A 25,519-nucleotide genomic window follows, 5' to 3' on the forward strand; every position below is an offset into this window, starting at 1 on the left:
TTCAGAAGGATCAGTTGGCCTCGTCGTCGTAGCCGCCGTAGAAGTGGGCGCCGTCGAAGCCGGGCACCGAGTCCTTCAGCGACAGTCCGAGCGAGACGAGCTTGTCGCGCACCTCGTCGACCGACTTCTGACCGAAGTTGCGGATGTTCATGAGCTGCGTCTCCGACAGGGCGACGAGCTCGCTGACCGTGTTGATGCCCTCGCGCTTGAGGCAGTTGTACGACCGGACCGAGAGGTCGAGGTCTTCGATCGGCATCGACAGCTCGTTCGAGAGCACGGTCTCGACCGGCGCCGGGCCGATCTCGATGCCCTCGGCCTCGACGTTCAGCTCGCGGGCGAGTCCGAACAGCTCAGTGAGGGTGCGTCCCGCCGAGGCGACGGCGTCGCGCGGCGCGATCGAGGGCTTGGTCTCGACGTCCAGCACGAGCTTGTCGAAGTCGGTGCGCTCACCGGCACGCGTGGCGTCGACGCGGTAGCTGACCTTGAGCACCGGCGAGTAGATCGAGTCGACCGGGATCTGGCCGGCCTCGGCGTACTCGTTGCGGTTCTGCGTCGCCGACACGTAGCCGCGGCCGCGCTCGATGGTGAGCTCTAGCTCGAACTTGGCGGTGTCGTTGAGGGTCGCGATGACCAGCTCCGGGTTGTGCACCTCGACGCCGGCGGGGGCGGAGATGTCGGCCGCGGTGACCTCGCCCGCACCGGTCTTGCGCAGGTACGCGGTGATCGGCTCGTCACGCTCGCTGGAGACGACCAGCTGCTTGATGTTGAGGATGATCTCGGTGACATCCTCCTTGACACCGGGGATGGTGCTGAACTCGTGGAGGACTCCGTCGATGCGGATGCTGGTGACAGCCGCGCCGGGGATCGACGACAGCAGGCTGCGGCGCAGCGCGTTGCCGATCGTGTAGCCGAAGCCGGGCTCCAGCGGCTCGATGACGAACCGGCTGCGGAACTCCGAGATCTTCTCCTCGGTCAGGGTGGGACGCTGTGCGATGAGCACTATGTGTTCCTTTCGATCACGTGCCCGCTATATGACACGTGCGTTTGTGGAGAGTTGTTGAGTTGTCTTCGGGGATGTCTGCGGTCCACGCCGGGCCGCGGCATCCAGCTTCTGCGTGCGTGCTTCAGACGCGGCGGCGCTTGGGCGGGCGGCAGCCGTTGTGCGCCTGCGGCGTCACGTCCTGGATCGAGCCCACCTCGAGGCCGGCGGCCTGCAGCGAGCGGATCGCGGTCTCGCGGCCCGAGCCCGGGCCCTTGACGAACACGTCGACCTTCTTGACACCGTGCTCCTGGGCCTGGCGGGCAGCGGACTCCGCGGCCATGCCGGCGGCGTACGGGGTGGACTTGCGCGAGCCCTTGAAGCCCACGCCGCCCGAGGACGCCCAGCTGATGACGGCGCCCGACGGGTCGGTGATCGAGACGATCGTGTTGTTGAACGTCGACTTGATGTGGGCGTGGCCCAGCGCGATGTTCTTCTTCTCCTTGCGACGCGGCTTGCGCGCGGCGGTCTTGGCCTGTGCCATGTGCGTGTTCTCCTAAACCTTCCGGGGCCGCGACTCAGCGCGCCTTCTTCTTGCCGGCGACGGTGCGCTTCGGGCCCTTGCGCGTGCGGGCGTTCGTCTTGGTGCGCTGGCCGCGCACGGGCAGGCCGCGACGGTGACGCAGGCCCTCGTACGAGCCGATCTCGACCTTGCGGCGGATGTCGGCGGCCACCTCGCGGCGGAGGTCGCCCTCGACCTTGTAGTTCGCGTCGATCGTGTCGCGCAGAGCGATCAGCTGCTCGTCGCTCAGATCCTTGACGCGGATGTTCTCGTCGATCCCGGTCTCTTTGAGGATCTCGTTCGAGCGGGTGCGCCCGATGCCGTAGATGTAGGTCAGGGCGATGACCACGCGCTTGTCGCGCGGGATGTCGACGCCGGCGAGACGTGCCATGCGGCTCTCCTAGGAGTGTTGTGGAGGTATGGAGCAGAATCGGTGCCCGGGCCTCCGCCCCGAGGTGTCCCCCTTGCGGGTTCTGATCCTGCCGTCGTGTTCGACCGTCGCCGGTCGGCTATGGAGTTGTGGATCGTGACTCGGCGTCGCCGCCTCGCTCGATCCTGCGCGGGTCACATCAGCGCCGCTTCACGGCGGTGATCCGACTCGCGTCAGCCCTGGCGCTGCTTGTGACGCGGGTTCGACTTGCAGATGACCATGACGCGCCCATGACGGCGGATCACCTTGCAGTGATCGCAGATGGGCTTGACAGAAGGGTTGACCTTCATGATGTTCCTGTTCGCTGTCTTCGTACTTCTCCCGAGCAGGTCGGGGATGAAGCCGTTACTTCTCGGCCGGTCTAGCGGTAGCGGTAGACGATGCGGCCACGGGTGAGGTCGTAGGGGCTGAGCTCCACGACCACGCGGTCCTCCGGGATGATGCGGATGTAGTTCTGCCGCATCTTTCCGGAGATCGTGGCAAGCACCTTGTGCCCGTTGGTCAGCTCCACGCGGAACATCGCGTTCGGCAGCGCCTCGGACACCGTGCCCTCGATCTCGATGACACCGTCTTTCTTCGCCATAGCCTCGCTATCGCTTGTGCAGACCGGCCGGTCTGCGGGGTGGATGGGATGTGCGGTGCGAAGACACGCCGACAAGGGCGCAACGCACCAAGGATCAATCATAGGTGATAGAGGATGCCTCGGCAACTTCGCGAGGACAGCACGCCCTTATACACCATGGCAGGTCGCAGAGGGAATGGCACAGCGGGAATCCGCGTTGTCCCTGAGAGTTGGTCCTGGGACGCCACCTTCTTCCGTGGCCCCGTCGACGACATACGTCTCCGCCTTTGTCGGCTCTGCGTTGAAGGAGGTTTCGATGCCGGCACTCTCGGCCATCACCGCGCACCCTGGCTCGTGGTCCGGTCTCCTGGCCCGTGAGGACATCACGCCCGAAGACGGGATGCTCCACCTGATCCACGAGACCGTCACGCCGCATCAGGCGCGCGTGGACGATCTGCTCTTCGTCTCCTCCGCGCTGGAGTCAGCCGGCATCGAGGTGTGGCTCCTGCGCACCGACCCCGGCGTGCCCGCCCTCGCCGTCGACCTCGGGTCGCGCGACCTCGTCAGCGACGCTCTCGCGCAGCTGTGCACGCAGCATCCCGTCTACGTCAAAGCGAAGCGGGCGCGGCCCCAGCTCGCCTCCGATCTTCCTCCGCTGCCGGACGAGCCGGTCGCGCTGCGGGTCTTCCGCCCCCGCATCACCCCCGGAGGCACCCTGCGCTACGGAGCGCGGCAGGCCGTGCGGCTGGAGTTCTGGCGCTTCGGCGACGACATCGTGGAAGCCCCTGCCGACAACGTGCTCATGCGGCGGATGACCCCGCGCGCGGATCTGCGCCCGGCAGCCATCGAGCGCTACGGCCGCTCGTGGCGCACGATCGAGGGGATGTTCACGCCACTCCCCCATGAGTTCACCCACGACGTGGACCTCGTGTTCTCGTGGGTGGACGGCAGCTCCAGCGAGTTCCAGCGCCAGCGCGCCGCCCGCATGTCGGGGCACGTCGTCGGCGAGGGGGACGACAGCCCGGCGCGCTACCGCCACGTCGACGAGCTGCGTTACGCACTCCGCAGCACCCACATGTACGCGCCGTGGGTGCGACGGATCTTCATCGCGACCGACTCCCCGGCCCCCGCCTGGCTGCTCGATCACCCGAAGGTGACGCTCGTGCGCAGCGAGGAGTTCTTCGCCGACCCGACGGTGCTGCCCACGCACAATTCGCACGCGGTCGAGGCACAGCTGCACCGCATCCCCGGATTGGCCGAGCACTTCCTGTACGCCAACGACGACATGTTCTTCGGACGTCCGGTCGAGCCCGAGCTGTTCTTCACCGCGGCGGGGGTGACGAAGTTCGTCGAATCCGAGGTGCGCATCGGCCCCGGTGCGCGCCGACCGCATCGCAGCGGTCACGACAACGCCCTGCGGCTGAACCGCGACCTGCTTCAGGAGCGATTCGGGCGCATGATCGTGCGCGACCTCGAGCACTGCGCGACGCCGCTGCGCCGCAGCATCATGGCCGAGCTCGAGCGGGAGTTCCCGGAGGACTTCGCCCGCACCGCGGCGTCGCGCTTCCGCTCCGCCACCGACATCTCGGTCACCAACAGCCTCTATCACTACTACGCACTCATGACGGGTCGCGCGGTGGCGACCCGCCGCCCGCGGACCCGCTACATCCACACGACGCTGGCGGCGTCGCTGCGTCGCGTGGAGCGGATGGTCGAAGGACACGATCTCGACATGTTCTGCCTCAACGACGGGGCGGAGACCGAGGTGCCGGAGGACCTGCGCGCGGCCGTGGTCACCGACACCCTCGCCAAGCTCTTCCCGATCCTGCCGCCGTGGGAGCGGCCGGACACCACGCTGCGGCCGATCGAGCCGGGGTTCAGCGCACCAGCGTCAGCGGCTCTGTCGGAGGGGCGCCAGCCGATCGTGAGCTGATCTCGCCCACCCCCGCGAGCGCGAGCCGGCGCCGGGCCTCCGCAGCGTCGATGTGCTCGAGCGTGTGCGGGACGTCGATGGGCACCACGGAGTGCACGACGGTGTCGTCGTACACGTGCACGAGATTGAACGCCTGGGCTCCGTCCTGAGGACGCGTTCCGCCGGTGGGCACGGTGAGATCCTGGGCGTAGCAGGTCGACGAGGCGACCGACACCGGGATGCCGGCGAAGGTCGCGAACGTCGAGTAGTGCAGGTGACCGGCGATGATCGCCCGCACGTCGCTGCCGCGGAGGACACCCCGCAGCCGCCACTGATCCCGCAGCTCCACGCTCGACGCCAGCGGCAGGACGCTCGGCACGGGCGGATGGTGCATCGCGAGGATGGTGCCCAGCGGCGCCGGCGTCGCAAGCTCTGCGTGCAGCCATCGCAGCTGCGCATCGCTCAGCTCGCCGTGGTGCTGCCCCGGCACCGTCGAATCCAGCGTGATCACCCGGAGCCCGTTGAGCTCGTCGACGCGGTCGAACGGGGCATCCGCACCGGCGGCCTCCGCATCGTCGAACAGGCCCCGCCGGAAGGCGATGCGGTCGTCGTGGTTGCCCATGACCCACAGGATGCGGGCGCCGATGCGCGCAGCCAGCGGCTCGACCTGCGCACGCAGCTGGGCGTATGCGTCGGGCTCTCCCAGATCGGCGAGATCGCCGGTGAAGACGAGGGCGTCCGGGCGGATGCCGGATGCCTCGATCACCCGCAGCGTCGTGCCCAGGCGCTCCGCGGCGTCGATGACATCGAACAGCCGCGAGCCGGCGGCGCGCAGGTGCGTGTCGCTGATGTGCAGCAGGATCCGGTCGGGTTCCGGGTACTCGGCGCGGCGCATCTCCTCGTTCCTCGGTCTCGGGTCGCCGTCATGGGAATGCTACTGCGCGGAGCCGGGCGCGAGGGCCGATGACACGGTGAAGGAGGTGTGAAGACCTTCGGACCCGGTGAGCACGAATCGCTGCGGCGGGGCTCCTGCACACCGTACGTCACGGACGAGTCCTCCCCAGTCAGGGGGGACCAAGACGAGGGGATGCCTGCGCCGCCGGAGACTGGAGCATGCCGAGCACCCTCGCACAAGCTGCGGTCACCCGCTCCCCCCTGGCGTTGGTCACCGCGGCTGACGCGCGGGTGCTCGGCATCCGCGTCCCCTCGCCTGCCCACCACCGCGTCCGCCCCGGGGTCTACGTCGATGCCGCGCCGTGGCGGCGCCTCGCGCCCTGGCAGCGGTACTGCGTGCGCGTGCACGCCTATCTGCGGTGCCGTCCGGATGCAGTGCTGTGCCTGGAGTCGGCGGCGGTCGTGCTGGGGCTGCCGTTGTTCGGCGAGCCGCGAGACATCCCTGTCTCCGCTCCCGGCGCACGCACGTCACGCCGCTTCGGCGACGTCGTGCTCCACACCAGCGACGACGATCGCGAGATCACACGGATCGAGGGTGCGCTGGTCACCTCGCTGCTCGACACCGTGGTCGACCTTGCGCGGGCACATCCCCCGGCGCGGGCGCTGGCGGTGGCGGATGCCGGGATCTCAGCACGGCGCGGTGGCACGCTGGTCTTGGACGAGCTCACCGCGCGCAATGCGCAGCGCCGCAGCCGCCGCGGGCGCGCGCGTGCGGCATGGGCCCTGGACCGCGCCGATGGCGATGCCGAGTCGGTCGGCGAGAGCGTGAGCCGGGCAGTCATCGAGTGGTGCGGCTACGAGCGGCCGGAGCTGCAGCGCGTGTTCCGCTACGAGGGGCACATCGACCGGGGAGACTTCTACTTCCCCGCGGCGAACGCGGTCGGCGAGTCGGACGGCTGGGGCAAGTACCAGCTTCACGACCCCCAGACAGCGGCCCGGATGCTTGCTGCCGAGAAGCGCCGCGAAGACCGCCTCCGCCGGCATGGCCACGGCTTCGCCCGCTGGGATCTCGCCGACGCTGTGCGGGTGCGGCCGCTGGAGGTGGCCCTCGCGGCTTCCGGCGTGCCGCGGGTGCGCCCCCGTGAAGCGGCGATGCTCGCCACGCTCGGCGACCGGCGGCGCGATGCGCCGCCGGTCGCCCCGCCCCTGAGGCACGCTTCCTCAGGCCGCGCCCCCGCGAGACACACCACGCCCGCCGAGACACACCGTCACGCGGTGTGTCTCACGCAGAAACTGTGTCTCACCCCGGAGGTGCGCGTGGTTTCGGGGCAGTGCGCGGTGCGCGCGCCCTGCCCCGCCGGAACCTGCTTATGCTGACGTATGGCCCACTCGACGAGTGATCCAGCCGGCGGAACCATCGTCGCCGTGGTCGGCGACGATGCGGCGGACGCCCTCGAGCTCTTCGACCGGCTCCCGGGCGTGGAGACCCTTGCGCTCGGCGACACGGAGCCGGCGCTGGCCGCACGGCGCATCGCCGCCACCGCCAAGCCGTGGATCGTCCATGACGCCGATCCGCTCGTGCACGTCGCGGCGGCCTGGGTCGAGCTGTACGAGGAGCGCGCGACACTCGGCACCCTCGAACTCGAGGTGGAGACAGCGCTCGAGGCATTCCGCCGCGGCGAGGCGATCATGCCCGACTACTACATCGTGCTCGACCCCGACAGCGCCGACGCCATGTGGCGGCACTGGTGGTGCGGCGCGCTCGGGCACCGGGCACCGCGCCGCATCCACCCGGTCGCCGCCGGCGGGGAGCTGCGGAACCTGCTGAAGGCGCTGCCGACCTCGCGGCCGTGGCCCGAGCCGGAGTCCTGGCTGCCGAACCTGCCGTTCGACATCCCCGACCGGGTCGGACTGCAGGACGGCGGCTGAGGCCGCCGCCGGGCAGCCGACCCCGCTCAGCCCAGTCGCGCGGTCAGGTCGGCGTTGACGTCGCCCGTCACGGGAACATACTCGCCGTTGATCAGCAGCGTCGGGGTGCCCGCCTGACCGGTGGTCGGGTTCGGCGGGAGCTTCGCGGCCTGCGCCAGCACGTACTTGCTGTACCGGTTCTCGGCGATGCAGTCGGCGGCGCCGGGCGCGCCGGCATCCGCCGCCATCTGCGCGAGCTCGTCGTTGTTCTGCCCGGGACCGGTGGGGTTCGTGGCGAACAGCGCGTTGAAGAACGGCAGCACGGCCTCGCCGTTGTCGTCTGCGACGCAGTACAGCGCACTGCCCGCGCGCGCGGAGAAGTCGGTTCCGGATGCCGCGTTCAAGCCGGCCAGGGCCACCGGCTGCAGCTCGAGGGTGATCGATCCGTCCTCGACGAGGCCGTCGATCGTCGGGCCGTACACGGCCTCGAAGTCCTGGCAGTGGGGGCAGTAGAAATCGAACCAGGTGGTCACCGTGTCCGGCCCGCCGCCGACGGCGATCGCACCGGTCTCGGTGTTGACCGTCGCACCCTGCGGCGTGGCGCCGGGGCCGCCGGCCTGGTTGTTCATCCACACGACCAGGCCGCCCACGACCAGCAGCACCACCACCACGGCGACGCTCACCCAGATCGCGAACCAGTTCGTCCTGCGCACTGCTGTTGCCACTCTTCTGCCCCTATCCGATCGGAACCGGCGTCACGCCGAACGGCGCCAGTCCTGCTGCTCCTCCGTCCGGGGCAGTCAGCACCCAGACGCCTCCATCATGCACGGCGACGCTATGTTCCCAATGTGAACCGGCGGTGCCGTCGACTGTCGAGACGGTCCACCCGTCGTCCTCCACGAACGTGGACTCGCTGCCGATGACGACCATCGGCTCGATCGCGAGCACCAGTCCCGGCCGCACCTCGGGACCGGGGTCGGTCACGCGGTAGTTGAACACCGACGGCGACTCGTGCATCTTGCGTCCGATGCCGTGCCCGACGTACTCGCGCAGGATGCCGTACTCGCGGCCGGACTCCTCGATCGAGTCCTGGATCGCCGCGCCCACCTCGTTCAGGTGCTTCGCGGTCTGCAGCGCCGCGATGCCGGCCCACAGCGACCGCTCCGTCACCCGGGACAGCTCCTCGCGCGCGCTGACGACCTCGGGGCGTGCGGGGTCGGGCAGCACGACCGTGATCGCCGCGTCGCCGTTCCAGCCGCGGAACTCGGCGCCCGCGTCGATCGACACGATGTCTCCCGCCTCGAGCCGGCGCGGCCCGGGGATGCCGTGCACGACCTGCTCGTTCACCGACGTGCACACCGTGTGGCGGTAGCCGCGGACCAGCTGGAAGTTCGACCGCGCACCGCGATCGACGATGACACGGGATGCCGCGGCATCCAGCTCCTCGGTCGTCACCCCCGGCGCGACGAGCTCGCGCACCGCATCCAGCGCGGCGGCAGTGATCAGGCCGGGCTCGACCATCGCGCGCAGCTGCGCGGGCGATTTGTAGATCCCGCGTCCGAACGCCACGTCAGGCGGCCGCCCGCGGCGCGATCCCGCGTCGCTGCAGTGCTTCGAGGATCCGGCCGGTGATCGCGTCGATCGATCCGACGCCGTCGACGGTGTCGACCAGGCCCCGCCGGCCGTACACCTCGAGGATGGGCGCGGTCTCGCGCTCGTAGATCGCCAGGCGGTTCGCGATGACCTCTTCGGTGTCGTCGGTCCGCCCCTGCTGGCGCGCGCGCTCGGTGAGGCGCTCGATGCTGACCGCGCGGGGCACGCCGAGCTCGATGACCCCGGTGAGCGGCTCGTCGCGCTCGGCGAGGTAGTCGTCGAGGAGTTCGACCTGGCTGAGGTTGCGCGGGAACCCGTCGAGCAGGAACCCGCCGCCCGCATCCTCCAGCCGCTCGCGCACGACCTCGAAGGTCAGCTCGTCCGAGACGAGGTCGCCGGCCTCGATGACCGCCTTGACCTGTGCGCCCAGGTCGGAGTCCGCCGCGATCGCCGCGCGGAACAGGTCGCCGGTGGAGATCGCGGGGATGCCGAAGGCATCCGCGATGCGCTCCCCCTGGGTCCCCTTGCCCGAGCCCTGCGGCCCGACGATGAGCAGGCGTGCAGCGGTCGTCGTGTCGTGCGGGGAGCTCGTCATCGCAGGAGTCCTTCGTAGTGGCGCTGCTGCAGCTGGGCGTCGATCTGCTTCACCGTCTCGAGACCGACACCCACGATGATGAGGATCGACGCGCCGCCGAACGGGAAGTTCTGGTTGGCGTTGACGGTGGCCAGTGCGAACAGCGGGATGAGCGCGACCAGACCCAGATACAGCGAGCCCGGCAGGGTGATGCGGGTGAGCACGTAGTCGAGGTACTCGGCGGTGGGGCGGCCGGCGCGGATGCCGGGGATGAACCCGCCGTACTTCTTCATGTTGTCGGCGACCTCGACCGGGTTGAACGTGATCGCGACGTAGAAGTACGTGAAGCCGATGACCAGCAGGAAGTACACCAGCATGTAGAACGGGCTGTCGCCGGTGGTCAGGTTGTTGTTGATCCAGACCACCCAGCCGGCCGGCTCCTCACCGGCGGCAGGCTGGTTGAACTGCGCGAACAGCACGGGGATGTACAGCAGCGACGAGGCGAAGATGATCGGGATCACGCCCGCCATGTTGACCTTGATCGGGATGTACGTGTTCGTGCCGCCGTACGTGCGTCTGCCCACCATGCGCTTCGCGTACTGCACGGGCACACGGCGCTGCGATTGTTCGACGAACACGATGAGGGCGAGCACCACGAGCCCGATCGCCAGCACCAGGAGGAAGACCTCGAAGCCGCGCGCCACCCAGATCGCCCACATCGCCGACGGGAAGGTCGCCGCGATCGAGGTGAAGATCAGGATCGACATGCCGTTGCCGATGCCCTTCTCGGTCACCAGCTCGGCGAACCACATGATGAGGCCGGTGCCGGCGGTCATCGTGACGATCATGAGCAGCTGGGCCCACCACGCGTCGTTCGTGAGCAGCTGCTGGCAGGATGCCGGGCCGCCCGTGCCGAAGAGGGTGCCGCTGCGCGCGACGGTCACCAGCGTGGTGGACTGCAGCAGCGCGAGGGCGATGGTGATGTAGCGGGTGTACTGCGTCAGCTTGGACTGCCCCGCCTGGCCCTCCTTGTAGAGGGTCTCGAAGTGCGGGATGACCACGCGCAGCAGCTGCACGATGATCGCCGCCGTGATGTACGGCATGACGCCGAGCGCGAAGATGGACAGCTGGAGCAGCGCCCCGCCGGAGAAGAGGTTGACCAGGCCCAGCAGGCCCTCGGTGCCGGCGGAGTCGCGCAGACACGCCTGGACGTTCGGGAAGTCGACGAATGGCGTGGGCACGTGCGCGCCCAGACGATACAGGGCGATGATCCCCAGGGTGAAGCCGATCTTCCGCCGCAGGTCGGGGGTGCGGAAGATTCGCGCGATGGCGCTGAACAAGGACTTGCCTCCTGAAAAGGGTTCCGGCGCACGAAGTGCACAGACAACCAGCGTAGCCCAGCGGTCGGCGGGCGCCGCTACGAGGCCGCATCCGGGCCGGAACGGGAGCGGGGCCGGAGCATGCTCCGACCCCGCCCGAGTGGCTACTTGACGGTGCCGCCCGCCGCGACGATCTTCTGCTCGGCAGAGCCGGAGACCTTGTCGACGGCCACGTTGAGCTTCACGGCGATGTCGCCGTCGCCCAGCACCTTGACCTTCTCGTTCTTGCGCACCGCGCCCTTGGCGACGAGGTCGCTGACGGTGACGTCGCCGCCGCTGGGGTACAGCTCGGCGAGCTTGGCGAGGTTGACCACCTGGTACTCCACGCGGAACGGGTTCTTGAACCCGCGCAGCTTCGGAGTGCGCATGTGCAGGGGCATCTGGCCGCCCTCGAAGCCGGCGCGCACCTGGCCGCGGGCCTTCGTGCCCTTGGTGCCGCGACCGGCCGTCTTGCCCTTCGAGCCCTCACCGCGACCCACACGGGTCTTCGCGGTGTTGGCGCCCGGGACGGGGCGGAGGTGGTGCACCTTGAGCACTCCGGGGCGGGAGGCCGCGACATCCTTCTTGGGTGCAGCCTTCGCCTTCTCGGCGTCCTTCTTGGGCGCGGCCTTGTCTGCGTCCTTCTTGGCAGCGGCCTTCTTCGCCGGGGCCCTGTCGGCGTCCTTCTCGGGCGCCGCCTTCTTGGCGGCATCCGCCTTCGGCGCGGACTTCTTCTCGACGACCTCGTCGGTCGCCTTCTCGGCCTTCTCAGCCATCAGTCGATCTCCTCAACCTTCACGAGGTGCGCGACGGCCTTGACGTAGCCGCGCGTCTGCGCGTCGTCGGGGCGGACGACCGAGTCGCCGATCCGCTTCAGACCGAGCGAACGCAGCGTGTCGCGCTGGTTCTGCTTCTCACTCACCTTGGACTTGACCTGGGTCACTTTGAGACGGGCGGCCATCATGCACCGACCTTCTGCTCGCGGGCGGCGGCTGCGGCCTTCGCCTCGTTGCGGATGATGATCGCGGGCACGACCTCGTCGTAGTCGAGACCACGACGTGCGGCGACCGCGCGGGGCTCCTCGAGCTGCTTGAGCGCCTCGACCGTCGCGTGCACGATGTTGATCGTGTTCGACGAGCCGAGCGACTTCGACAGCACATCGTGGATGCCGGCGCACTCGAGCACGGCGCGGACCGGGCCACCGGCGATGACGCCGGTACCGGCGGCAGCCGGGCGGAGCAGGACCACGCCTGCGGCGGCCTCCCCCTGCACCGGGTGCGGGATGGTGTTGCCCACACGCGGCACGCGGAAGAAGTTGCGCTTGGCCTCTTCGACGCCCTTCGAGATCGCCAGCGGCACCTCGCGCGCCTTGCCGTAGCCCACGCCCACGACGCCGTTGCCGTCGCCCACGACCACGAGGGCCGTGAAGCTGAACCGGCGGCCGCCCTTGACGACCTTGGAGACGCGGTTGATGGTCACGACGCGCTCGAGGAACTGACTGTCACCGCGGTCGCGGGAGTTCCGGTCGCGGTTGGGGTTGCGCTCGCGGCCGCCGCGGCGGGGCTCGCGCTCCCGCTCCGGCTGGGTCGCCTCGGCGGCGGCAGTGTCGGGCGCGGTGGCGTCGGTCACTTTGTTCTCTCCATTGGTGTTCACTGCATCGCTCACAGGTTCAGGCCTCCCTCGCGGGCGCCGTCGGCGATGGCCGCGACGCGCCCGGCGTAGCGGTTGCCGCCGCGATCGAACACGACGTCCTCGATGCCGGCGGCCTTGGCGCGCTCGGCGACCAGCTCGCCGACCTTCCGGGCCTTGGCGGTCTTGTCGCCCTCGAGGGCGCGCAGATCGGCTTCGAGCGTCGACGCGGAGGCCACGGTGCGGCCCTTGCTGTCGTCGACGAGCTGCACGAACACGTGGCGCGACGACCGGGTCACGACCAGGCGCGGGCGCTCGGCGGTGCCGACGATCTTCTTGCGAAGACGCGCGTGACGACGCGAACGCGCGTCGGACTTCGACTTCACAGCCATTGTTACTTACCAGCCTTTCCGGCCTTGCGACGCACGACTTCGCCGGCGTAGCGGATGCCCTTGCCCTTGTACGGCTCGGGCTTGCGGATCTTGCGGAGGTTGGCGGCCGCCTCGCCGACGGCCTGCTTGTCGATGCCGCTCACCGTGAGCTTGTTGTTGCCCTCGACCGTGAACGTGATGCCCGCGGGCGGGTCGACGAGCACGGGGTGCGAGAAGCCGAGCGCGAACTCGACCGAGCCGCCCTTCTGCTGCACGCGGTAGCCCGTGCCGACCACCTCGAGGCCCTTGGAGTAGCCCTGGGTGACACCGATGATGTTGTTGTTGATCAGCGTCCGGGTCAGGCCGTGCAGCGAACGCGACTCGCGCTCGTCGTCAGGTCGGGTGACGACGACCTGGCCGTCGTCGACGCTGACCTCGATGGGGGCGGCGACGGCGAGGGTGAGCTCGCCCTTGGGACCCTTGACGGCGACCTGCCGGCCGTCGACCGAGACGGTCACGCCGGCGGGGATGTCGATGGGAAGACGTCCGATACGAGACATGTCAGGTCACCACACGTAGGCGAGGACTTCCCCACCCACGCCCTTCTTCTCGGCCTGGCGGTCCGTCAGGAGGCCAGAGGAGGTGGACAGGATGGCCACGCCCAGCCCGCCGAGGACGGTGGGCAGCTCGGTCGACTTCGCGTAGACGCGAAGCCCCGGCTTCGAGACGCGCTTGATGCCGGCGATCGACCGCTCGCGGTTCGGGCCGTACTTCAGGGTCAGCGTCAGGTTCTGGCCGATGCGGGCGTCCGACACGGACCAGTCCGCGATGTAGCCCTCCTGCTTGAGGATCTCGGCGATGTGGGTCTTCAGCTTCGAGCTCGGCAGCGTCACGGTCTCGTGATGCGCCGAGTTCGCGTTGCGCAGACGGGTCAGCATGTCAGCGACCGGGTCTGTCATCGTCATTTCTTGGTTCCTTTGCTCATGGGGTTTCGGCAGCCGTTACACGACTGACGACCTTCCTGATCGGTGCCCCTCGACGGGCTCGGGGCGCGTGCGTCAGTCCTCGGCCTTGAGGGGGAAGCCGAGGGCGCGCAGCAGGGCGCGTCCCTCGTCGTCCGTCTTGGCGCTGGTGACGACGGTGATGTCGAATCCGCGGACGCGGTCGATGCGGTCCTGATCGATCTCGTGGAACACGGACTGCTCCTGGAGGCCGAAGGTGTAGTTGCCGTGGCCGTCGAACTGCTTGGGCGACAGTCCGCGGAAGTCGCGGATGCGCGGCAGCGCGAGGTTGACGAGCCGGTCGATGAACTCCCACGCCCGGTCGCCGCGCAGCGTGACGTGCGCGCCGATGGGCTGCCCCTCGCGCAGCTTGAACTGCGCGATCGACTTGCGGGCCTTCGTGATGACCGGCTTCTGGCCGGTGATGAGGGTGAGGTCGTTGACCGCGCCCTCGATGACCTTGCTGTCGCGAGCGGCCTCGCCGACGCCCGTGTTGACGACGACCTTGACGATCCCGGGGATCTGCATGACGTTCGCGTAGCCGAACTGCTCCTGCAGTGCCTTCTTGATCTCGGTCTGGTACTTCTGCTTCAGGCGGGGCTGGATTCGGCCAGTCTCCGCGGCAGTGGTGGTGCTCATTCTCAGAGGTCCTTGCCTGACTTCTTCGCGTAGCGCACGCGGACCGTGCGCTTGACGCCGTCCTTCGTCTGCTCCTCGACGCGGTGGCCCACGCGGGTGGGCTTCTTGGTCGAGGGGTCGACGAGTGCGACGTTGGAGATGTGGATGGGGGCTTCCATGGTCTCGATGCCACCCGTCTTGGTGCCGCGCTGCGACTGCCCCACGCGGGTGTGCTTGGTGACGTAGTTCACGCCCTGCACGAGCACGCGGTCCTGGTCCACGAGCACGTCGAGGACCTTGCCCTGCTTGCCGCGCTCGGCGCGACTGCCCGAGATGACCTGGACCAGGTCGCCCTTCTTGATCTTCGCCATTTTCAGATGACCTCCGGGGCCAGCGAGACGATCTTCATGAACTTCTTGTCGCGAAGCTCACGGCCGACCGGCCCGAAGATGCGGGTGCCGCGGGGCTCCCCGTCGTTCTTCAGGATCACGGCGGCGTTCTCGTCGAACTTGATGTACGAGCCGTCGGCACGGCGCGTCTGCTTCTTGCTGCGGACGATGACGGCCTTGACCACATCGCCCTTCTTCACGTTGCCGCCGGGGATCGCGTCCTTCACGGTCGCGACCACCACGTCACCCAGACCCGCGTAACGGCGGGCGGAGCCACCGAGCACGCGGATGGTGAGCAGCTCCTTCGCGCCGGTGTTGTCGGCGACCTTCAGGCGGGATTCGTTCTGAATCATCTCTTACTTCGCCTTCTCGAGGATCTCGACCAGGCGCCACCGCTTGGTGGCGGACAGGGGACGGGTCTCACTGATGACGACGAGGTCGCCGACGCCGGCGGTGTTGCCCTCGTCGTGCACCTTGCGCTTCTCGGTGCGGCGCATGACCTTGCCGTACAGGGGGTGCTTCACGCGGTCCTCGACCTCGACGACGATGGTCTTGTCCATCTTGTCGCTGACGACGTAGCCGCGCTGCGTCTTGCGGTATCCACGGGCCGACGCGTCGCGCACGTCGTGCTCGGCGGACTCGTGTCCGGTGTTCTCGGTGGTCTCAGCCATCACTCGGCCTCTTCCTTCGCTTCGGCCGGCTCGGTGCGACGCCCGGCCTCATCGGCGGCGTCCGCCTTGGTGTCGGCGGCGTCCGCCTTCTTGGCCCTCTTCTTCGCCTTCGTCGTCTCGACGGGCGCGGGCGTGGCACGGATGCCGAGCTCGCGCTCGCGGATCACGGTGTACAGCCGCGCGATGTCGCGCTTGACCGCACGGATGCGGCCGTGGCTCTCGAGCTGGCCGGTGGCCGACTGGAAGCGCAGGTTGAACAGCTCTTCCTTGGCCTTGCGCAGCTCCTCGACGAGGCGCTGGTCTTCGAACGTGTCGAGCTCGCTGGGAGCGAGCGTCTTGGTGCCGACAGCCATTACGCGTCGCCCTCCTCGCGCTTGATGATGCGTGCCTTCAGGGGCAGCTTGTGGATGGCACGGGTCAGCGCCTCGCGAGCGAGCTGCTCGTTGACGCCGGCGACCTCGAAGAGGACGCGACCCGGCTTGACATTGGCGACCCACCACTCCGGCGAGCCCTTGCCCGAGCCCATGCGGGTCTCGGCGGGCTTCTTCGTGAGCGGACGGTCGGGGAACACGTTGATCCACACCTTGCCGCCACGCTTGATGTGACGGGTCATCGCGATACGAGCGGACTCGATCTGACGGTTGGTCAGGTACGCGGGCGTGAGCGCCTGGATCCCGAACTCGCCGAAGGCGACCTTGGTGCCGCCGGAGGCCTGGCCGGTGCGCTTGGGGTGGTGCTGCTTGCGGTGCTTGACCTTGCGTGGGATGAGCATTACGCCGACGCTCCTTCTGCGACGGGGGCCGCTGCGTTGTCAGCGGAGCGCGGACCGCGCCGGCGGTCGCCGCGCTCGCGGGCCGGCTTCATGTTCGCCTGCTCGCGCGCGAGTTCCTTGTTGGTGAGATCGCCCTTGTAGATCCAGACCTTCACGCCGATGCGGCCGAAGGTGGTGCGCGCCTCGTAGAAGCCGTAGTCGATGTTCGCGCGCAGCGTGTGCAGCGGCACACGACCCTCGCGGTAGAACTCCGAGCGGCTCATCTCGGCGCCGCCGAGGCGGCCCGAGACCTGGACGCGAACGCCCTTGGCGCCGGCACGCAGCGCGCCCTGCAGCCCCTTGCGCATCGCGCGGCGGAAGGCCACGCGGGCGCTCAGCTGCTCGGCGATGCCCTGCGCGACGAGCTGGGCGTCTGCCTCGGGGTTGCGCACCTCGAGGATGTTGAGCTGGATCTGCTTGCCGGTCAGCTTCTCGAGGTCGGCGCGGATGCGCTCGGCCTCGGCGCCGCGGCGGCCGATCACGATGCCCGGGCGGGCGGTGTGGATGTCGACGCGGACGCGGTCGCGCGTGCGCTCGATCTCGATGTTGCTGACGCCCGCGCGGTCCAGCTGCTTCTGCAGGAGCTTGCGGATCCTGATGTCCTCGGCCACGTAGTCGGCGTAGCGCTGGCCCGGCTTCGTCGAGTCGGTGAACCACCGCGACACGTGGTCCGTGGTGATGCCGAGGCGGAAGCCGTACGGGTTGACCTTCTGTCCCATTACTTGCTCGCCTTCTTGTTGCTTGCGGAGCCTGCACCGGCGTCGGCGACCTGCGGGGTCGCCAGCTCGACGGTGATGTGGCTGGTGCGCTTCTTGATCTGGTACGCGCGGCCCTGGGCACGGGGCTGGAAGCGCTTGAGCGTCGTCCCCTCGTCCACGTAGGCGTTGCTGACGTACAGGTCCTGCTCGTCCAGGTACTCGCCGTCCTTGTCGGCCTTGACCCGCGCGTTCGCGATCGCGGACGCGACGAGCTTGTAGATCGGCTCGCTCGCACCCTGCGGGGCGAACTTCAGGATCGCCAGCGCCTCCTGGGCCTGCTTGCCCTTGATGAGAGCGACGACACGACGAGCCTTCTGAGGGGTCACGCGGATGTGCTTGACGCGTGCGATGGATTCCACCATGTCTCTCCTCCTCCTATCTCTTCACGAGCGCCCCGCCTCAGCGGCGGCGGCCCTTCTTGTCGTCCTTCTCGTGGCCGCGGAAGGTGCGGGTGGGCGCGAACTCGCCCAGCTTGTGGCCGACCATGGTCTCGGTCACGAACACGGGGATGTGCTTGCGACCGTCGTGCACGGCGATCGTGTGCCCGAGCATGGCGGGGACGATCATCGAGCGACGGGACCAGGTCTTGATGACGTTCTTGGTGCCGGCTTCGTTCTGCGAGACGACCTTGCGAAGCAGGTGCTCGTCGACGAAGGGGCCCTTCTTAAGGCTGCGAGGCATCTTCCTCTACTCCTACTTGCGCTTCTTGCCGGCGTTGCGACGGCGGACGATGTACTTGTCGCTCTCCTTGTTGGCGTGACGGGTGCGACCCTCCGCCTGACCCCAGGGAGTGACGGGGTGACGTCCGCCGGACGTCTTGCCCTCGCCACCGCCGTGCGGGTGGTCCACCGGGTTCATCGCGACGCCGCGGACGGTCGGGCGCACGCCCTTCCAGCGGCTGCGGCCGGCCTTGCCCCAGTTGATGTTCGCCTGCTCGGCGTTGCCGACCTCGCCGATGGTGGCGCGGCAGCGCGCGTCGACGTTGCGGATCTCGCCGGAGGGCAGGCGCAGCTGCGCGTACGGGCCGTCCTTCGCCACGAGGCGCACGCCTGCGCCGGCCGAGCGGGCCAGCTTGGCGCCGCCGCCGGGGCGCAGCTCGATCGCGTGCACCACGGTGCCGGTGGGGATGTTGCGCAGCGGCAGGTTGTTGCCCGGCTTGATGTCGGCCGACGCACCGGACTCGACGATGTCGCCCTGCTTCAGCTTCTCGGGCGCGAGGATGTAGCGCTTCTCGCCGTCGAAGTAGTGCAGCAGCGCGATGCGCGCGGTGCGGTTCGGGTCGTACTCGATGTGCGCGACCCGGGCGTTGACGCCGTCCTTGTCGTTGCGCTTGAAGTCGATGACGCGGTACTGGCGCTTGTGCCCGCCGCCGATGTGGCGCGAGGTGATCCGGCCCTGGTTGTTGCGACCGCCGGTCTTGGCGATGGGGCGCAGCAGCGACTTCTCCGGCGTCGATCGGGTGATCTCGGCGAAGTCGGCCACCGACGCGCCGCGGCGACCCGGGGTCGTGGGCTTGTACTTGCGAATAGCCATGTTCTCTGGTCCTCTATCCGTCAGCCGACGGCCGTGAAGATGTCGATGGTGCCCGACTTCAGCGTCACGATGGCGCGCTTGGTGTCCTTGCGCTTGCCGGTGCCGAAGCGGGTGCGGCGGGCCTTGCCGACGCGGTTGAGCGTGTTGACCCCTGCCACCTTGACGCCGAAGATCTTCTCGATCGCGAGCTTGATCTCGGTCTTCGAGGCGCGCGGGTCGACGAGGAACGTGTACTTGCCCTCGTCGATGAGCCCGTAGCTCTTCTCGGACACGACCGGCTTCAGGATGATGTCGCGCGGGTCCTTGTTCACTGCGATCTTGTCGGCGCTCATGCCGAGACCTCCTGCACGGCGCCCGTCTTCGACGCGACGAACGCGTCGTAGGCAGCCTTGGTGAAGACGATGTCGTCCGAGACGAGCACGTCGTAGGCGTTGAGCTGGTCGAAGCTCAGGGTGTGGACGTATGCGAGGTTGCGCACGCTCTTGGCCGTGAGCTCGTCATCCCGCTCGAGGACGACCAGCACGTTCTTGGCGGGGGTCAGCGCGGTCAGCACGGCGGCCGCGGCCTTCGTCGACGGCGCGCCGTCGATGCCGAAGCCGTCGACGACGTGCAGACGCTCGCCCCGGGCACGGTCGCTCAGCGCGCCCAGGAGGGCGGCGGCGATCATCTTCTTCGGGGTGCGCTGCGCGTAGTCGCGGGGCTGCGGCCCGTGGACCGTCCCGCCGCCGCGGTGCTGCGGCATCCGGATCGAGCCCTGACGGGCGTTGCCCGTGCCCTTCTGCTTGAAGGGCTTGCGGCCCGAGCCGGACACGTCGCCGCGCGTCTTGGTGGCGTGGGTGCCCTGGCGGGCGGCGGCGCGCTGGGCGACGACGACCTGGTGGATCAGCGGGATGTTCGTCTTGACATCGAACAGCGCAGCGGGCAGCTCGACCGAGCCGGCCTTCTTGCCGTCTGCACCGACGACGTCGAGCGCGAGAGTGGAGTCAGCCATTTGACTCAGGCCCCCTTCACGGCGTTGCGGACGTAGACGATGCGGCCGCGGGCACCGGGGACGGCGCCCTTGACGAGCAGCAGACCCTTCTCGGCGTCGACGGCGTGCACCGTGAGGTTGAGGACGGTCACACGCTCGCCGCCCATGCGGCCGGCCATGCGCATGCCCTTGAAGACGCGGCTCGGCGTCGCCGAGGCGCCGATCGAGCCGGGCTTGCGGTGGTTGCGGTGCGCACCGTGGCTGGCGCTGACGCCCTTGAAGTTGTGGCGCTTCATGACGCCCGCGGTGCCCTTGCCCTTGCTGGTGCCGACCACGTCGACCAGCTGGCCGGCCTCGAAGACGCCGTCCACGGTGAGCTCCTGACCGAGTGAGTAGTCAGCAGCGTCCGCGGTGCGGATCTCGGTGAGGTGACGACGCGGAGTCACGCCTGCGGCCTCGAAGTGGGCTGTGGCGGGCTTGTTGACCTTGCGGGGGTCGATCTGCCCGTACGCGATCTGCACGGCGCTGTAGCCGTCCTTCTCCGGTGTGCGGACCTGGGTCACGACGTTCGGAGCGATCTCGATCACGGTGACGGGGACGAGCTTGCCGCTGTCGTCCCAGACCTGGGTCATGCCGAGCTTGGTGCCCAGCAGTCCCTTGGAGACCTTTTCGGTGATGTGTGTCATGGCCGTCGTCCTCAGAGCTTGATCTCGATGTTGACGTCGGCCGGGAGGTCAAGGCGCATCAGCGAGTCGACGGCCTTGGGCGTCGGGTCGATGATGTCGATCAGACGCTTGTGGGTGCGCATCTCGAAGTGCTCGCGGCTGTCCTTGTACTTGTGGGGCGAACGGATGACGCACACCACGTTCTTCTCAGTGGGAAGGGGAACGGGGCCCACCACGGTGGCGCCGGCCCGGACCACGGTGTCGACGATCTTGCGCGCGGAGCTGTCCAGCCCGGCGTGATCGTACGACTTCAGGCGAATGCGGATCTTCTGTCCCGCCATCTGTCTGCTCACTCTCTTTCTCGCGTCTTACCCCTGGGCCGTTTCGGGCACAGTGGCAGCGGACGCACGATGGCGCTCGCGCGCCTGGCACTTCTTCTTCGGGCACGGGTCCTGCCCCGCAGGGCCGGTCCCTCGCTTGTCGAAGGGCACCGCTGTTCTGGTGTCAATCCCCGGCGCTGGCACCGGGGCATCCGCCCGCCCACGCGGAAGGCACGCCTTCACGCGCATGGTGTGGGGATGTCGTCGTTCTGCTGCCCGCGGCCTAGGCCGACTGCTCTCGCATCGCCTATGCACTGCCCTGGCAGTGATCCCGGCGCGCTCGGGCGCGCACAGGAATGTGGAACCTGAACAGTCTACGTGCATCCCGGGCGTGTCGCAAACCGGGGCGGGGACTTCTCAGGATGCCGGCATGCCCCCGGCGCGCGGACGCTTGAGGGCGGGGAGACCCCGAGGCCTCCCCGCCCTCTCCCCGGATTCAGACGACCCGGTCGGGGATGCCTCCGCGGCGCCTGCGCAGCGGCCCGTAGGCCATCAGCAGGGCACCGCCGAGGATCGTGAGCACACCCAGCAGGACGCCCGCGATGCCGTTGTCGTCGCTGCCGGTCACCGCCAGCAAGCCCGCCACCGAGACGGTGACGTCGTCGTCGTTGCAGCCGATCAGCTCGCCGCCCGGTGCGTCGCCCCAGCAGACCTCGGCGACGTTGACGATCTGCGACGCCGTCGTCTTCTCGTCGACCGTCACGCCGAGCGTCACCGCCGGCGCGGACTGGCCCATCATCAGCGGGCCCAGGAGCGTGCACGTGAGCGTGCCGCCGTAGCCCGCGGCATCCGTTCCCGTCACTTCGCAGTCACGCCACCGCGGGAACGCGCCCGTGCTCGTCGTGATCGAGTCGACGCGCAGGCTCGCCGGGATCGGATCGGTCAGCGTCACCGGGTCGGCGGCCGAGTCGACCGACACGTTGCGCACCGCGATGCCGTAGGTGAACGACTCGCCGGGCGCCGTGGTCGTCACGCTCGCCGTCTTGGTGATCTCGAGCCCCGCGTTGCGCGGCACCTCGCAGTTCTCACTGGGCGGCGGGTACTCCACCTGGAAGACCGCCGTCGGGTTGACCGAGATCGTCACCGTGGTGCCCAGACGCCACGGGAAGGTGGCGTCGGAGGTGTCCAGCACCATGCCGTTGTAGACCAGCGAGGAGTCCACCAGCAGCGCGCCGGTCACCGGGTCGTAGTCCGGCTCCGCGAGCGGCCGGTACCCCGGCCAGTCGATGCTGACGCCGTTCGAGGCGAACGCCACCCCCGGCCAGGCGATCCGGCCGGTGTCGCCGGACTGCAGCGTGCGCTGGACGCTCGCCGGCACGGGCGTGGGCACGTCGGTGTCCGGCGTCCAGGTCAGCGTGATCGGCCGGCCCTGCAGGCTCTCGCTCGTGAGCACCGAGTAGTGCAGGTACGGCGCGTCGTTCACGCACGTCACCCACACGTCGGCGATGAGCTGGTCGACGGGGATGGTCACGGTGGAGCAGTCGTTCAGCGGATGCGTGTCGCCCTCCGCCTCCACGCAGGCCTCGTTCGCGATCGAGCCGATGAGCTCGGAGCCGGGATCGACCACCGTGACGACGACCTCGATCGCGCCGGAACCGCCCGCGGCCAGTTCCGGGACGGTCACGATCAGGAGGCCGTCCACGTCGTCGACCGTCCAGCCCACCGGCGCGATGACGTCGTCGACGACGAGCGGGGCGGGGATCAGATCCGTCACGACCGTGTCGTAGGCGGTGCCCGTGCCGTGGTTGGTCACGGTGAGGAAGTACGAGTAGGTCTGCCCCGGTTCGACCGCACCGCCGTCGAGTGTGGAATGCGTCTTCTCGATGCCGACATCCACCGTCGGAGGCGGCGGCGCATCCTGGGTGTTCGTGAACGTGCAGGCCCAGCGGTCGCCGGCGGCGACGGTGAAGGATGCCGTGCTCTGCGCGTCGGCGGTCGGGTCGGCCAGGTTCTCGCACGACAGGCCGGTCTGCGTGTACCCGGCCGGACCGCCCTGCTCGTAGACGTCGTAGTCGCCGGGCGACACCGTCACCCACGTGTTCTGCGGCAGCACCGAGCCGCTGCCGCCGGACTCGCGCAGCACGAGCTCCCAGTCACCGGGCGCCGCGGTGCCGCCATACGGGCTGTCGACGACCTTCATGAGCTTGACCTCGCCGTCCCGCGGCGGGTTCTTGGTGTCGCGGTTCGTGAAGGTGCACGTGACCCTGTCTCCCTTCGACAGCTTCACCGTCGGCTTGTCGGCGCTGGTCTTGGGGCTGTCCGTGCACGTCAGGCTGACCAGCCGGTACCCGTCCGGCCCCGACTCCCGCAGTTCGTACGACCCCGGCTTCACCACCAGCCACGTGTTCTGCGCGTACGTCTTCCATGGGCCCGTGCCGTTGCGCGCCTGCAGCGTGAACTGCTCAGGCTCCGCCGTGCCGCCATGCTCGTTCTCGACGACCTTGACGAGCTTCAGCTTCGCCCTGTCGTGCTTCTTCTTGTCGTGCTTCTTCTTGTCGTGCTTCTTCTTGTCGTGCTTCTTCTCGTCGTCGTCGTCGTACTTGTCGTCGTCGTCGTACCCGTCGTCGTCGTGCTTCTTGTCGTCGTCGCGTTTCCCGTCATCGCGGTCCTTCGCGGTCGCCGGCACCGACGACTGCTGCACCTCGCTCGATGTCGCCGGCTCGCCGACCGCCGAGTCGGCGGGGTCGGCAGCATCCGCGAAGGCGCTGCCGACGGACGTCAGCACGAGCGCGATCGCCAGCGCGCCGCCGAAGAAGGCGTTCTTCCCCAATGTGGTCATCACTCATCTCCCCATGATGGTGATCACTGCAGCAGCGGCCGCACAGCTCAACTCCCCAGTGAGCACACCCCACACCGACCCAGTATCGACGTTGCTCTACGGTAGCGGAGTCCGCGACCGACGGCCAGGGTTCCTGAAGAATTGCTTGCGAAATGGCGAGCGAGGCCTTGTCGGATCGCGATGGAGCTCCTCGATGGCCCGATCGCTCACTCCGCGGGGGCGGTGTATCGCCTCCGCGTCAGATCTGGCACGCTCCGGCAGCGGCGTGTGCGGGGTCGGCGCTCGGCTGCTTGGGGTCCGACGGGTCGGCGCCCGTTCCGCACGGAGGCAGGTCATTGTCCGCTGCCGTTCCAAGCGTGATCGGCACGGTTCCGCCCGATCCCGGATACGTGAATCCGATCGAAGCACTTCCGTTGGCCGAGTTGTCGAACAACCCTGCGTCCACGTAGAGGCAACTGGTGCCTACAGGGATCGTGGCGGTTGTACTGAACGCACCCCCCATGGAGAAATACGCCTGACGCGCCGTTGCCCCGACGGTGAAGTCGCCGAGGGTGATCTCGATGGGGGCGCCCGTGTTGTTCGTGAAGTCGATCAGCACGTGGTAGTACTTCGGATTGCCCGGGTGCTTGCAGAAAGTCCCCGCATTGAATTCAGGCACGACGGGCGGCGGCGACGCGGCCACCGCAGGCGCCGTGCCGGCTACCGCGATGACAGGAACCGACCATGCCATCGCCTTGGCGACGGTGCGCCGACTGATCCCCGACTGCTGCGGGTTGTCCTTGTTGCTCATGGTGGGTCCCCTCCGTTGTGAGCTGTGCCGAGGTCGATCACGTGCGCCCAGCCTCACGTGATCCATTCGATCGGCGGTCGCCCCCCAGCGCAACGCCCCGTCATCCACGTAGATGCGGTACTGGATACTACCGCAGACCCGCGAATTTCGCCTCCTCCATCGAGTCGGGTGCGTCTCAACCGCATTTCCGCTCCGGATAGGCTGAACGCCATGGCGGTGATCACACCTCGCGCGGTGCACCTCACACTCGCCCGTGCGGCCGTTCAGACCATCGCCGACGATGCCGGCGCAGACCTGCTCCACATCAAAGGAAACGCCGTCGATCCCGCGCTTCGGTCCACCGAGCGCCCAGGTACCGACATCGACGTCCTCATCCGACCACAGGACATCGAACGGTTCGACGCACGCCTGCGCCTCCTCGGCTGGACCGTCTACAGCACCTTCGTGTTCGGCTCGCCATTCGGGCACGCGCAGACCTACCAGCATGACGTGTGGGGCTACCTCGATGTGCACCGGCACTTCCCGGGGATCGAGCTTCACCCCGCGGCCGCGTTCGACATGCTGTGGGCGACGAGATCGGAGCGCTCCTTCGGCCAGGTGGGCTGCGCGGTGCCCTCGCTCACCGCCCAGTCGCTGATCATGCTGCTCAACTGCGCACGCACGCCGGTTCACGAGGATCTCGTCAGCCAGTGGACGGATGCCTCGCCTCAGCACCGCGCCGAGGTGAACCGCCTCGCGATCGCTCTGCGCGCCGAGGTCGCCCTCGCCGCTGCGACGGGCCACCTCGATCGGGCACGTGGCCGCCGCACCTATGCGCTCTGGAACGTGATCGTCAACGGGGGCACGCGTGCGCAGGAATGGCGTGCACGGGTGTGGGCCGCCCCCACGTTTCGCGACGCCATCCTCGTCGTGCTGCGCGCGCCGCTCGTGAACATCGACGTCCTTTCGCATCGGCTGGGGCGCCCACCGACGCGGAGCGAGATCGTGCGGGAGTTCTTCGCCCGGCCGCTGACCGCGGTGCGGCAGTTCCGCGAACGGCAGCGGCCATGAAGCCGTCCCCCGGTGTCGCATGGGTGATGCACGACGATGCTGCATACCTTGCGCGCCTTCCGCAGGGCCCTGTCATCGTGCTTGAGGGTGCCGCCGGCCTGATCTGGGAGGAACTCGTCGCGACCGATGATGTCACCGGCCTGACGGAGCGCGTACGGGCACGCCTCCACGACGCGCCCGTCGACCTCAGCGAGCAGATCGACGCGTTCACCGCCGAGCTTCTCGCCGCGGGCTGGCTCGCCCGCACCGACTCGTCCGCGTCGTGACTGCGCCGCCGCCTCCGCGTCGCGGCTCCCAGGCGTTGCTGTGATACTTGACCGCGGAGGAGACCC

The 25,519-nt window shown here is 68.7% G+C and carries 37 protein-coding genes; 5 read left to right on the top strand and 32 right to left on the bottom strand.

Annotation, left to right across the window (positions count from 1 at the left end; genetic code table 11):
* Positions 1 to 10: 10 nt before the first annotated feature.
* The 5 genes from ACIWQI_RS10865 to infA form a co-directional block, all read right to left on the bottom strand.
* Positions 11 to 1,000, bottom strand: a complete 990-nt coding sequence (locus tag ACIWQI_RS10865) for a DNA-directed RNA polymerase subunit alpha (RefSeq protein ID WP_396657372.1) — start codon at positions 998 to 1,000, stop codon at positions 11 to 13.
* A 124-nt stretch (positions 1,001 to 1,124) separates the two neighbouring features.
* Positions 1,125 to 1,523, bottom strand: coding sequence for a 30S ribosomal protein S11 (rpsK, locus tag ACIWQI_RS10870; protein ID WP_076682961.1), 399 nt, complete (start codon positions 1,521 to 1,523; stop codon positions 1,125 to 1,127).
* Between the two features lie 34 nt (positions 1,524 to 1,557).
* Positions 1,558 to 1,932, bottom strand: coding sequence for a 30S ribosomal protein S13 (gene rpsM, locus ACIWQI_RS10875; RefSeq protein ID WP_396657375.1), 375 nt, complete (start codon positions 1,930 to 1,932; stop codon positions 1,558 to 1,560).
* Positions 1,933 to 2,144: 212 nt separating this feature from the next.
* Entirely contained in the window at positions 2,145 to 2,261 is a 117-nt protein-coding gene (gene rpmJ / locus ACIWQI_RS10880) for a 50S ribosomal protein L36 (RefSeq protein ID WP_005050492.1), read from the bottom strand.
* A 71-nt stretch (positions 2,262 to 2,332) separates the two neighbouring features.
* Positions 2,333 to 2,554, bottom strand: a complete 222-nt coding sequence (gene infA / locus ACIWQI_RS10885) for a translation initiation factor IF-1 (RefSeq protein ID WP_013583992.1) — start codon at positions 2,552 to 2,554, stop codon at positions 2,333 to 2,335.
* 295 nt (positions 2,555 to 2,849) lie between these two features.
* Between infA and ACIWQI_RS10890 the strand changes: the two genes are divergently transcribed.
* The gene (locus tag ACIWQI_RS10890; RefSeq protein WP_396657376.1) at positions 2,850 to 4,466 is read left to right on the top strand and encodes a stealth family protein; all 1,617 of its coding nucleotides are present in this window, start codon (positions 2,850 to 2,852) and stop codon (positions 4,464 to 4,466) included.
* On the opposite strand, the gene ACIWQI_RS10895 is transcribed toward ACIWQI_RS10890, so the two are convergent.
* Complete coding sequence (locus tag ACIWQI_RS10895; protein ID WP_396657378.1) at positions 4,411 to 5,340, bottom strand: phosphodiesterase; 930 nt, start codon at positions 5,338 to 5,340, stop codon at positions 4,411 to 4,413. The genes ACIWQI_RS10890 and ACIWQI_RS10895 overlap by 56 nt on opposite strands.
* A 218-nt stretch (positions 5,341 to 5,558) precedes the next feature.
* Here ACIWQI_RS10895 and ACIWQI_RS10900 point away from each other — a divergent pair, with 218 nt between their 5' ends.
* Both ACIWQI_RS10900 and ACIWQI_RS10905 read left to right on the top strand, forming a co-directional pair.
* A complete protein-coding gene (locus tag ACIWQI_RS10900) occupies positions 5,559 to 6,716 on the top strand; it encodes a hypothetical protein (RefSeq protein ID WP_396657379.1) in 1,158 nt (385 codons plus the stop codon).
* Between the two features lie 3 nt (positions 6,717 to 6,719).
* A complete protein-coding gene (locus ACIWQI_RS10905; protein WP_396657381.1) occupies positions 6,720 to 7,268 on the top strand; it encodes a hypothetical protein in 549 nt (182 codons plus the stop codon).
* A gap of 26 nt (positions 7,269 to 7,294) precedes the next feature.
* Here ACIWQI_RS10905 and ACIWQI_RS10910 read toward each other — a convergent pair whose 3' ends face one another.
* From ACIWQI_RS10910 to ACIWQI_RS11035, 26 genes are all read right to left on the bottom strand, one after another.
* Positions 7,295 to 7,972, bottom strand: a complete 678-nt coding sequence (locus ACIWQI_RS10910) for a DsbA family protein (RefSeq protein WP_396657383.1) — start codon at positions 7,970 to 7,972, stop codon at positions 7,295 to 7,297.
* A 10-nt stretch (positions 7,973 to 7,982) separates the two neighbouring features.
* Positions 7,983 to 8,816, bottom strand: a complete 834-nt coding sequence (map, locus tag ACIWQI_RS10915; RefSeq protein ID WP_396657384.1) for a type I methionyl aminopeptidase — start codon at positions 8,814 to 8,816, stop codon at positions 7,983 to 7,985.
* A gap of 1 nt (position 8,817) precedes the next feature.
* Positions 8,818 to 9,435, bottom strand: coding sequence for an adenylate kinase (locus ACIWQI_RS10920; RefSeq protein ID WP_396657386.1), 618 nt, complete (start codon positions 9,433 to 9,435; stop codon positions 8,818 to 8,820).
* The gene (gene secY / locus ACIWQI_RS10925; RefSeq protein WP_396657387.1) at positions 9,432 to 10,754 is read right to left on the bottom strand and encodes a preprotein translocase subunit SecY; all 1,323 of its coding nucleotides are present in this window, start codon (positions 10,752 to 10,754) and stop codon (positions 9,432 to 9,434) included. The genes ACIWQI_RS10920 and secY overlap by 4 nt, the downstream gene beginning before the upstream one ends.
* Positions 10,755 to 10,897: 143 nt before the next feature.
* Positions 10,898 to 11,548 carry a 50S ribosomal protein L15 gene (rplO, locus tag ACIWQI_RS10930; protein WP_396657389.1) on the bottom strand — a complete coding sequence of 217 codons (651 nt, stop codon included), beginning with the start codon at positions 11,546 to 11,548 and terminating at the stop codon, positions 10,898 to 10,900.
* Complete coding sequence (rpmD, locus tag ACIWQI_RS10935) at positions 11,548 to 11,733, bottom strand: 50S ribosomal protein L30 (RefSeq protein ID WP_005050499.1); 186 nt, start codon at positions 11,731 to 11,733, stop codon at positions 11,548 to 11,550. Before rpmD ends, rplO begins: the two co-directional genes overlap by 1 nt.
* On the bottom strand, positions 11,733 to 12,401 hold the full coding sequence (gene rpsE, locus ACIWQI_RS10940; protein WP_396657390.1) for a 30S ribosomal protein S5: 669 nt from the start codon (positions 12,399 to 12,401) through the stop codon (positions 11,733 to 11,735). The genes rpmD and rpsE overlap by 1 nt, the downstream gene beginning before the upstream one ends.
* Before the next feature lie 32 nt (positions 12,402 to 12,433).
* Positions 12,434 to 12,793 (bottom strand): 50S ribosomal protein L18, encoded by a 360-nt coding sequence (gene rplR / locus ACIWQI_RS10945; protein WP_396657392.1) that lies wholly within the window; start codon positions 12,791 to 12,793, stop codon positions 12,434 to 12,436.
* A gap of 2 nt (positions 12,794 to 12,795) precedes the next feature.
* Positions 12,796 to 13,332, bottom strand: a complete 537-nt coding sequence (gene rplF / locus ACIWQI_RS10950) for a 50S ribosomal protein L6 (protein WP_396657393.1) — start codon at positions 13,330 to 13,332, stop codon at positions 12,796 to 12,798.
* Positions 13,333 to 13,338: 6 nt separating this feature from the next.
* On the bottom strand, positions 13,339 to 13,737 hold the full coding sequence (gene rpsH, locus ACIWQI_RS10955) for a 30S ribosomal protein S8 (protein ID WP_396657394.1): 399 nt from the start codon (positions 13,735 to 13,737) through the stop codon (positions 13,339 to 13,341).
* A 93-nt stretch (positions 13,738 to 13,830) separates the two neighbouring features.
* Positions 13,831 to 14,412 carry a 50S ribosomal protein L5 gene (gene rplE, locus ACIWQI_RS10960; protein WP_396657395.1) on the bottom strand — a complete coding sequence of 194 codons (582 nt, stop codon included), beginning with the start codon at positions 14,410 to 14,412 and terminating at the stop codon, positions 13,831 to 13,833.
* A gap of 2 nt (positions 14,413 to 14,414) precedes the next feature.
* Entirely contained in the window at positions 14,415 to 14,762 is a 348-nt protein-coding gene (gene rplX, locus ACIWQI_RS10965; RefSeq protein ID WP_396657397.1) for a 50S ribosomal protein L24, read from the bottom strand.
* 2 nt (positions 14,763 to 14,764) lie between these two features.
* The gene (rplN, locus tag ACIWQI_RS10970) at positions 14,765 to 15,133 is read right to left on the bottom strand and encodes a 50S ribosomal protein L14 (RefSeq protein WP_396657399.1); all 369 of its coding nucleotides are present in this window, start codon (positions 15,131 to 15,133) and stop codon (positions 14,765 to 14,767) included.
* Between the two features lie 3 nt (positions 15,134 to 15,136).
* Positions 15,137 to 15,451 carry a 30S ribosomal protein S17 gene (rpsQ, locus tag ACIWQI_RS10975; protein WP_396657400.1) on the bottom strand — a complete coding sequence of 105 codons (315 nt, stop codon included), beginning with the start codon at positions 15,449 to 15,451 and terminating at the stop codon, positions 15,137 to 15,139.
* The gene (gene rpmC, locus ACIWQI_RS10980; protein WP_396657402.1) at positions 15,451 to 15,804 is read right to left on the bottom strand and encodes a 50S ribosomal protein L29; all 354 of its coding nucleotides are present in this window, start codon (positions 15,802 to 15,804) and stop codon (positions 15,451 to 15,453) included. Before rpmC ends, rpsQ begins: the two co-directional genes overlap by 1 nt.
* Positions 15,804 to 16,223, bottom strand: coding sequence for a 50S ribosomal protein L16 (gene rplP, locus ACIWQI_RS10985; RefSeq protein WP_396657404.1), 420 nt, complete (start codon positions 16,221 to 16,223; stop codon positions 15,804 to 15,806). The genes rpmC and rplP overlap by 1 nt, the downstream gene beginning before the upstream one ends.
* Positions 16,223 to 16,981: a 30S ribosomal protein S3 gene (rpsC, locus tag ACIWQI_RS10990; RefSeq protein ID WP_396657405.1), complete on the bottom strand. Its 759-nt coding sequence runs from the start codon at positions 16,979 to 16,981 to the stop codon at positions 16,223 to 16,225. Before rpsC ends, rplP begins: the two co-directional genes overlap by 1 nt.
* A complete protein-coding gene (gene rplV / locus ACIWQI_RS10995; RefSeq protein WP_396657407.1) occupies positions 16,981 to 17,382 on the bottom strand; it encodes a 50S ribosomal protein L22 in 402 nt (133 codons plus the stop codon). The genes rpsC and rplV overlap by 1 nt, the downstream gene beginning before the upstream one ends.
* A 37-nt stretch (positions 17,383 to 17,419) precedes the next feature.
* Complete coding sequence (gene rpsS / locus ACIWQI_RS11000; protein ID WP_124291708.1) at positions 17,420 to 17,701, bottom strand: 30S ribosomal protein S19; 282 nt, start codon at positions 17,699 to 17,701, stop codon at positions 17,420 to 17,422.
* Between the two features lie 12 nt (positions 17,702 to 17,713).
* Positions 17,714 to 18,553 carry a 50S ribosomal protein L2 gene (gene rplB, locus ACIWQI_RS11005; RefSeq protein WP_396657409.1) on the bottom strand — a complete coding sequence of 280 codons (840 nt, stop codon included), beginning with the start codon at positions 18,551 to 18,553 and terminating at the stop codon, positions 17,714 to 17,716.
* 20 nt (positions 18,554 to 18,573) lie between these two features.
* Positions 18,574 to 18,885, bottom strand: a complete 312-nt coding sequence (gene rplW, locus ACIWQI_RS11010) for a 50S ribosomal protein L23 (RefSeq protein WP_396657411.1) — start codon at positions 18,883 to 18,885, stop codon at positions 18,574 to 18,576.
* Complete coding sequence (rplD, locus tag ACIWQI_RS11015) at positions 18,882 to 19,544, bottom strand: 50S ribosomal protein L4 (protein ID WP_396657412.1); 663 nt, start codon at positions 19,542 to 19,544, stop codon at positions 18,882 to 18,884. The genes rplW and rplD overlap by 4 nt, the downstream gene beginning before the upstream one ends.
* Positions 19,545 to 19,549: 5 nt before the next feature.
* Positions 19,550 to 20,209: a 50S ribosomal protein L3 gene (rplC, locus tag ACIWQI_RS11020; RefSeq protein WP_396657414.1), complete on the bottom strand. Its 660-nt coding sequence runs from the start codon at positions 20,207 to 20,209 to the stop codon at positions 19,550 to 19,552.
* Positions 20,210 to 20,220: 11 nt separating this feature from the next.
* Positions 20,221 to 20,529 carry a 30S ribosomal protein S10 gene (gene rpsJ / locus ACIWQI_RS11025; protein ID WP_396657416.1) on the bottom strand — a complete coding sequence of 103 codons (309 nt, stop codon included), beginning with the start codon at positions 20,527 to 20,529 and terminating at the stop codon, positions 20,221 to 20,223.
* Between the two features lie 475 nt (positions 20,530 to 21,004).
* Positions 21,005 to 23,347, bottom strand: coding sequence for a hypothetical protein (locus ACIWQI_RS11030; protein WP_396657418.1), 2,343 nt, complete (start codon positions 23,345 to 23,347; stop codon positions 21,005 to 21,007).
* A 238-nt stretch (positions 23,348 to 23,585) separates the two neighbouring features.
* Positions 23,586 to 24,137, bottom strand: a complete 552-nt coding sequence (locus tag ACIWQI_RS11035) for a hypothetical protein (protein WP_396657420.1) — start codon at positions 24,135 to 24,137, stop codon at positions 23,586 to 23,588.
* A gap of 210 nt (positions 24,138 to 24,347) precedes the next feature.
* On the opposite strand from ACIWQI_RS11035, the gene ACIWQI_RS11040 reads away from it, so the two are divergent.
* Entirely contained in the window at positions 24,348 to 25,187 is an 840-nt protein-coding gene (locus ACIWQI_RS11040) for a nucleotidyltransferase family protein (protein ID WP_396657422.1), read from the top strand.
* A complete protein-coding gene (locus tag ACIWQI_RS11045; protein WP_396657424.1) occupies positions 25,184 to 25,453 on the top strand; it encodes a PqqD family protein in 270 nt (89 codons plus the stop codon). The genes ACIWQI_RS11040 and ACIWQI_RS11045 overlap by 4 nt, the downstream gene beginning before the upstream one ends.
* The last annotated feature ends 66 nt before the right edge of the window (positions 25,454 to 25,519 follow it).

The organism is Microbacterium sp. (assembly GCF_044508325.1).
Lineage (GTDB): Bacteria > Actinomycetota > Actinomycetes > Actinomycetales > Microbacteriaceae > Microbacterium.

Coding starts and splice junctions, on each gene's coding strand:
- rplW (WP_396657411.1), bottom strand. CDS start 18,885: ATGAGCGCCGACAAGATCGCAGTGAACAAGGACCCGCGCGACATCATC.
- ACIWQI_RS11045 (WP_396657424.1), top strand. CDS start 25,184: ATGAAGCCGTCCCCCGGTGTCGCATGGGTGATGCACGACGATGCTGCA.
- infA (WP_013583992.1), bottom strand. CDS start 2,554: ATGGCGAAGAAAGACGGTGTCATCGAGATCGAGGGCACGGTGTCCGAG.
- rplE (WP_396657395.1), bottom strand. CDS start 14,412: ATGAGCACCACCACTGCCGCGGAGACTGGCCGAATCCAGCCCCGCCTG.
- rpsJ (WP_396657416.1), bottom strand. CDS start 20,529: ATGGCGGGACAGAAGATCCGCATTCGCCTGAAGTCGTACGATCACGCC.
- ACIWQI_RS10890 (WP_396657376.1), top strand. CDS start 2,850: ATGCCGGCACTCTCGGCCATCACCGCGCACCCTGGCTCGTGGTCCGGT.
- rpmC (WP_396657402.1), bottom strand. CDS start 15,804: ATGGCTGTCGGCACCAAGACGCTCGCTCCCAGCGAGCTCGACACGTTC.
- ACIWQI_RS10920 (WP_396657386.1), bottom strand. CDS start 9,435: ATGACGAGCTCCCCGCACGACACGACGACCGCTGCACGCCTGCTCATC.
- rplX (WP_396657397.1), bottom strand. CDS start 14,762: ATGGCGAAGATCAAGAAGGGCGACCTGGTCCAGGTCATCTCGGGCAGT.
- rplD (WP_396657412.1), bottom strand. CDS start 19,544: ATGGCTGACTCCACTCTCGCGCTCGACGTCGTCGGTGCAGACGGCAAG.
- ACIWQI_RS10900 (WP_396657379.1), top strand. CDS start 5,559: ATGCCGAGCACCCTCGCACAAGCTGCGGTCACCCGCTCCCCCCTGGCG.
- rplF (WP_396657393.1), bottom strand. CDS start 13,332: ATGTCTCGTATCGGACGTCTTCCCATCGACATCCCCGCCGGCGTGACC.
- rplR (WP_396657392.1), bottom strand. CDS start 12,793: ATGGCTGTGAAGTCGAAGTCCGACGCGCGTTCGCGTCGTCACGCGCGT.
- ACIWQI_RS10905 (WP_396657381.1), top strand. CDS start 6,720: ATGGCCCACTCGACGAGTGATCCAGCCGGCGGAACCATCGTCGCCGTG.
- rpsC (WP_396657405.1), bottom strand. CDS start 16,981: ATGGGACAGAAGGTCAACCCGTACGGCTTCCGCCTCGGCATCACCACG.
- ACIWQI_RS11035 (WP_396657420.1), bottom strand. CDS start 24,137: ATGAGCAACAAGGACAACCCGCAGCAGTCGGGGATCAGTCGGCGCACC.
- rplC (WP_396657414.1), bottom strand. CDS start 20,209: ATGACACACATCACCGAAAAGGTCTCCAAGGGACTGCTGGGCACCAAG.
- ACIWQI_RS11040 (WP_396657422.1), top strand. CDS start 24,348: ATGGCGGTGATCACACCTCGCGCGGTGCACCTCACACTCGCCCGTGCG.
- rpsQ (WP_396657400.1), bottom strand. CDS start 15,451: ATGGCTGAGACCACCGAGAACACCGGACACGAGTCCGCCGAGCACGAC.
- rpsS (WP_124291708.1), bottom strand. CDS start 17,701: ATGCCTCGCAGCCTTAAGAAGGGCCCCTTCGTCGACGAGCACCTGCTT.
- rplO (WP_396657389.1), bottom strand. CDS start 11,548: ATGGCTGAGAAGGCCGAGAAGGCGACCGACGAGGTCGTCGAGAAGAAG.
- rplN (WP_396657399.1), bottom strand. CDS start 15,133: ATGATTCAGAACGAATCCCGCCTGAAGGTCGCCGACAACACCGGCGCG.
- rpmJ (WP_005050492.1), bottom strand. CDS start 2,261: ATGAAGGTCAACCCTTCTGTCAAGCCCATCTGCGATCACTGCAAGGTG.
- rpmD (WP_005050499.1), bottom strand. CDS start 11,733: ATGGCCGCCCGTCTCAAAGTGACCCAGGTCAAGTCCAAGGTGAGTGAG.
- rpsK (WP_076682961.1), bottom strand. CDS start 1,523: ATGGCACAGGCCAAGACCGCCGCGCGCAAGCCGCGTCGCAAGGAGAAG.
- rplV (WP_396657407.1), bottom strand. CDS start 17,382: ATGGTGGAATCCATCGCACGCGTCAAGCACATCCGCGTGACCCCTCAG.
- ACIWQI_RS10895 (WP_396657378.1), bottom strand. CDS start 5,340: ATGCGCCGCGCCGAGTACCCGGAACCCGACCGGATCCTGCTGCACATC.
- rplP (WP_396657404.1), bottom strand. CDS start 16,223: ATGCTCATCCCACGCAAGGTCAAGCACCGCAAGCAGCACCACCCCAAG.
- rpsM (WP_396657375.1), bottom strand. CDS start 1,932: ATGGCACGTCTCGCCGGCGTCGACATCCCGCGCGACAAGCGCGTGGTC.
- ACIWQI_RS11030 (WP_396657418.1), bottom strand. CDS start 23,347: ATGACCACATTGGGGAAGAACGCCTTCTTCGGCGGCGCGCTGGCGATC.
- rpsH (WP_396657394.1), bottom strand. CDS start 13,737: ATGACGATGACAGACCCGGTCGCTGACATGCTGACCCGTCTGCGCAAC.
- rplB (WP_396657409.1), bottom strand. CDS start 18,553: ATGGCTATTCGCAAGTACAAGCCCACGACCCCGGGTCGCCGCGGCGCG.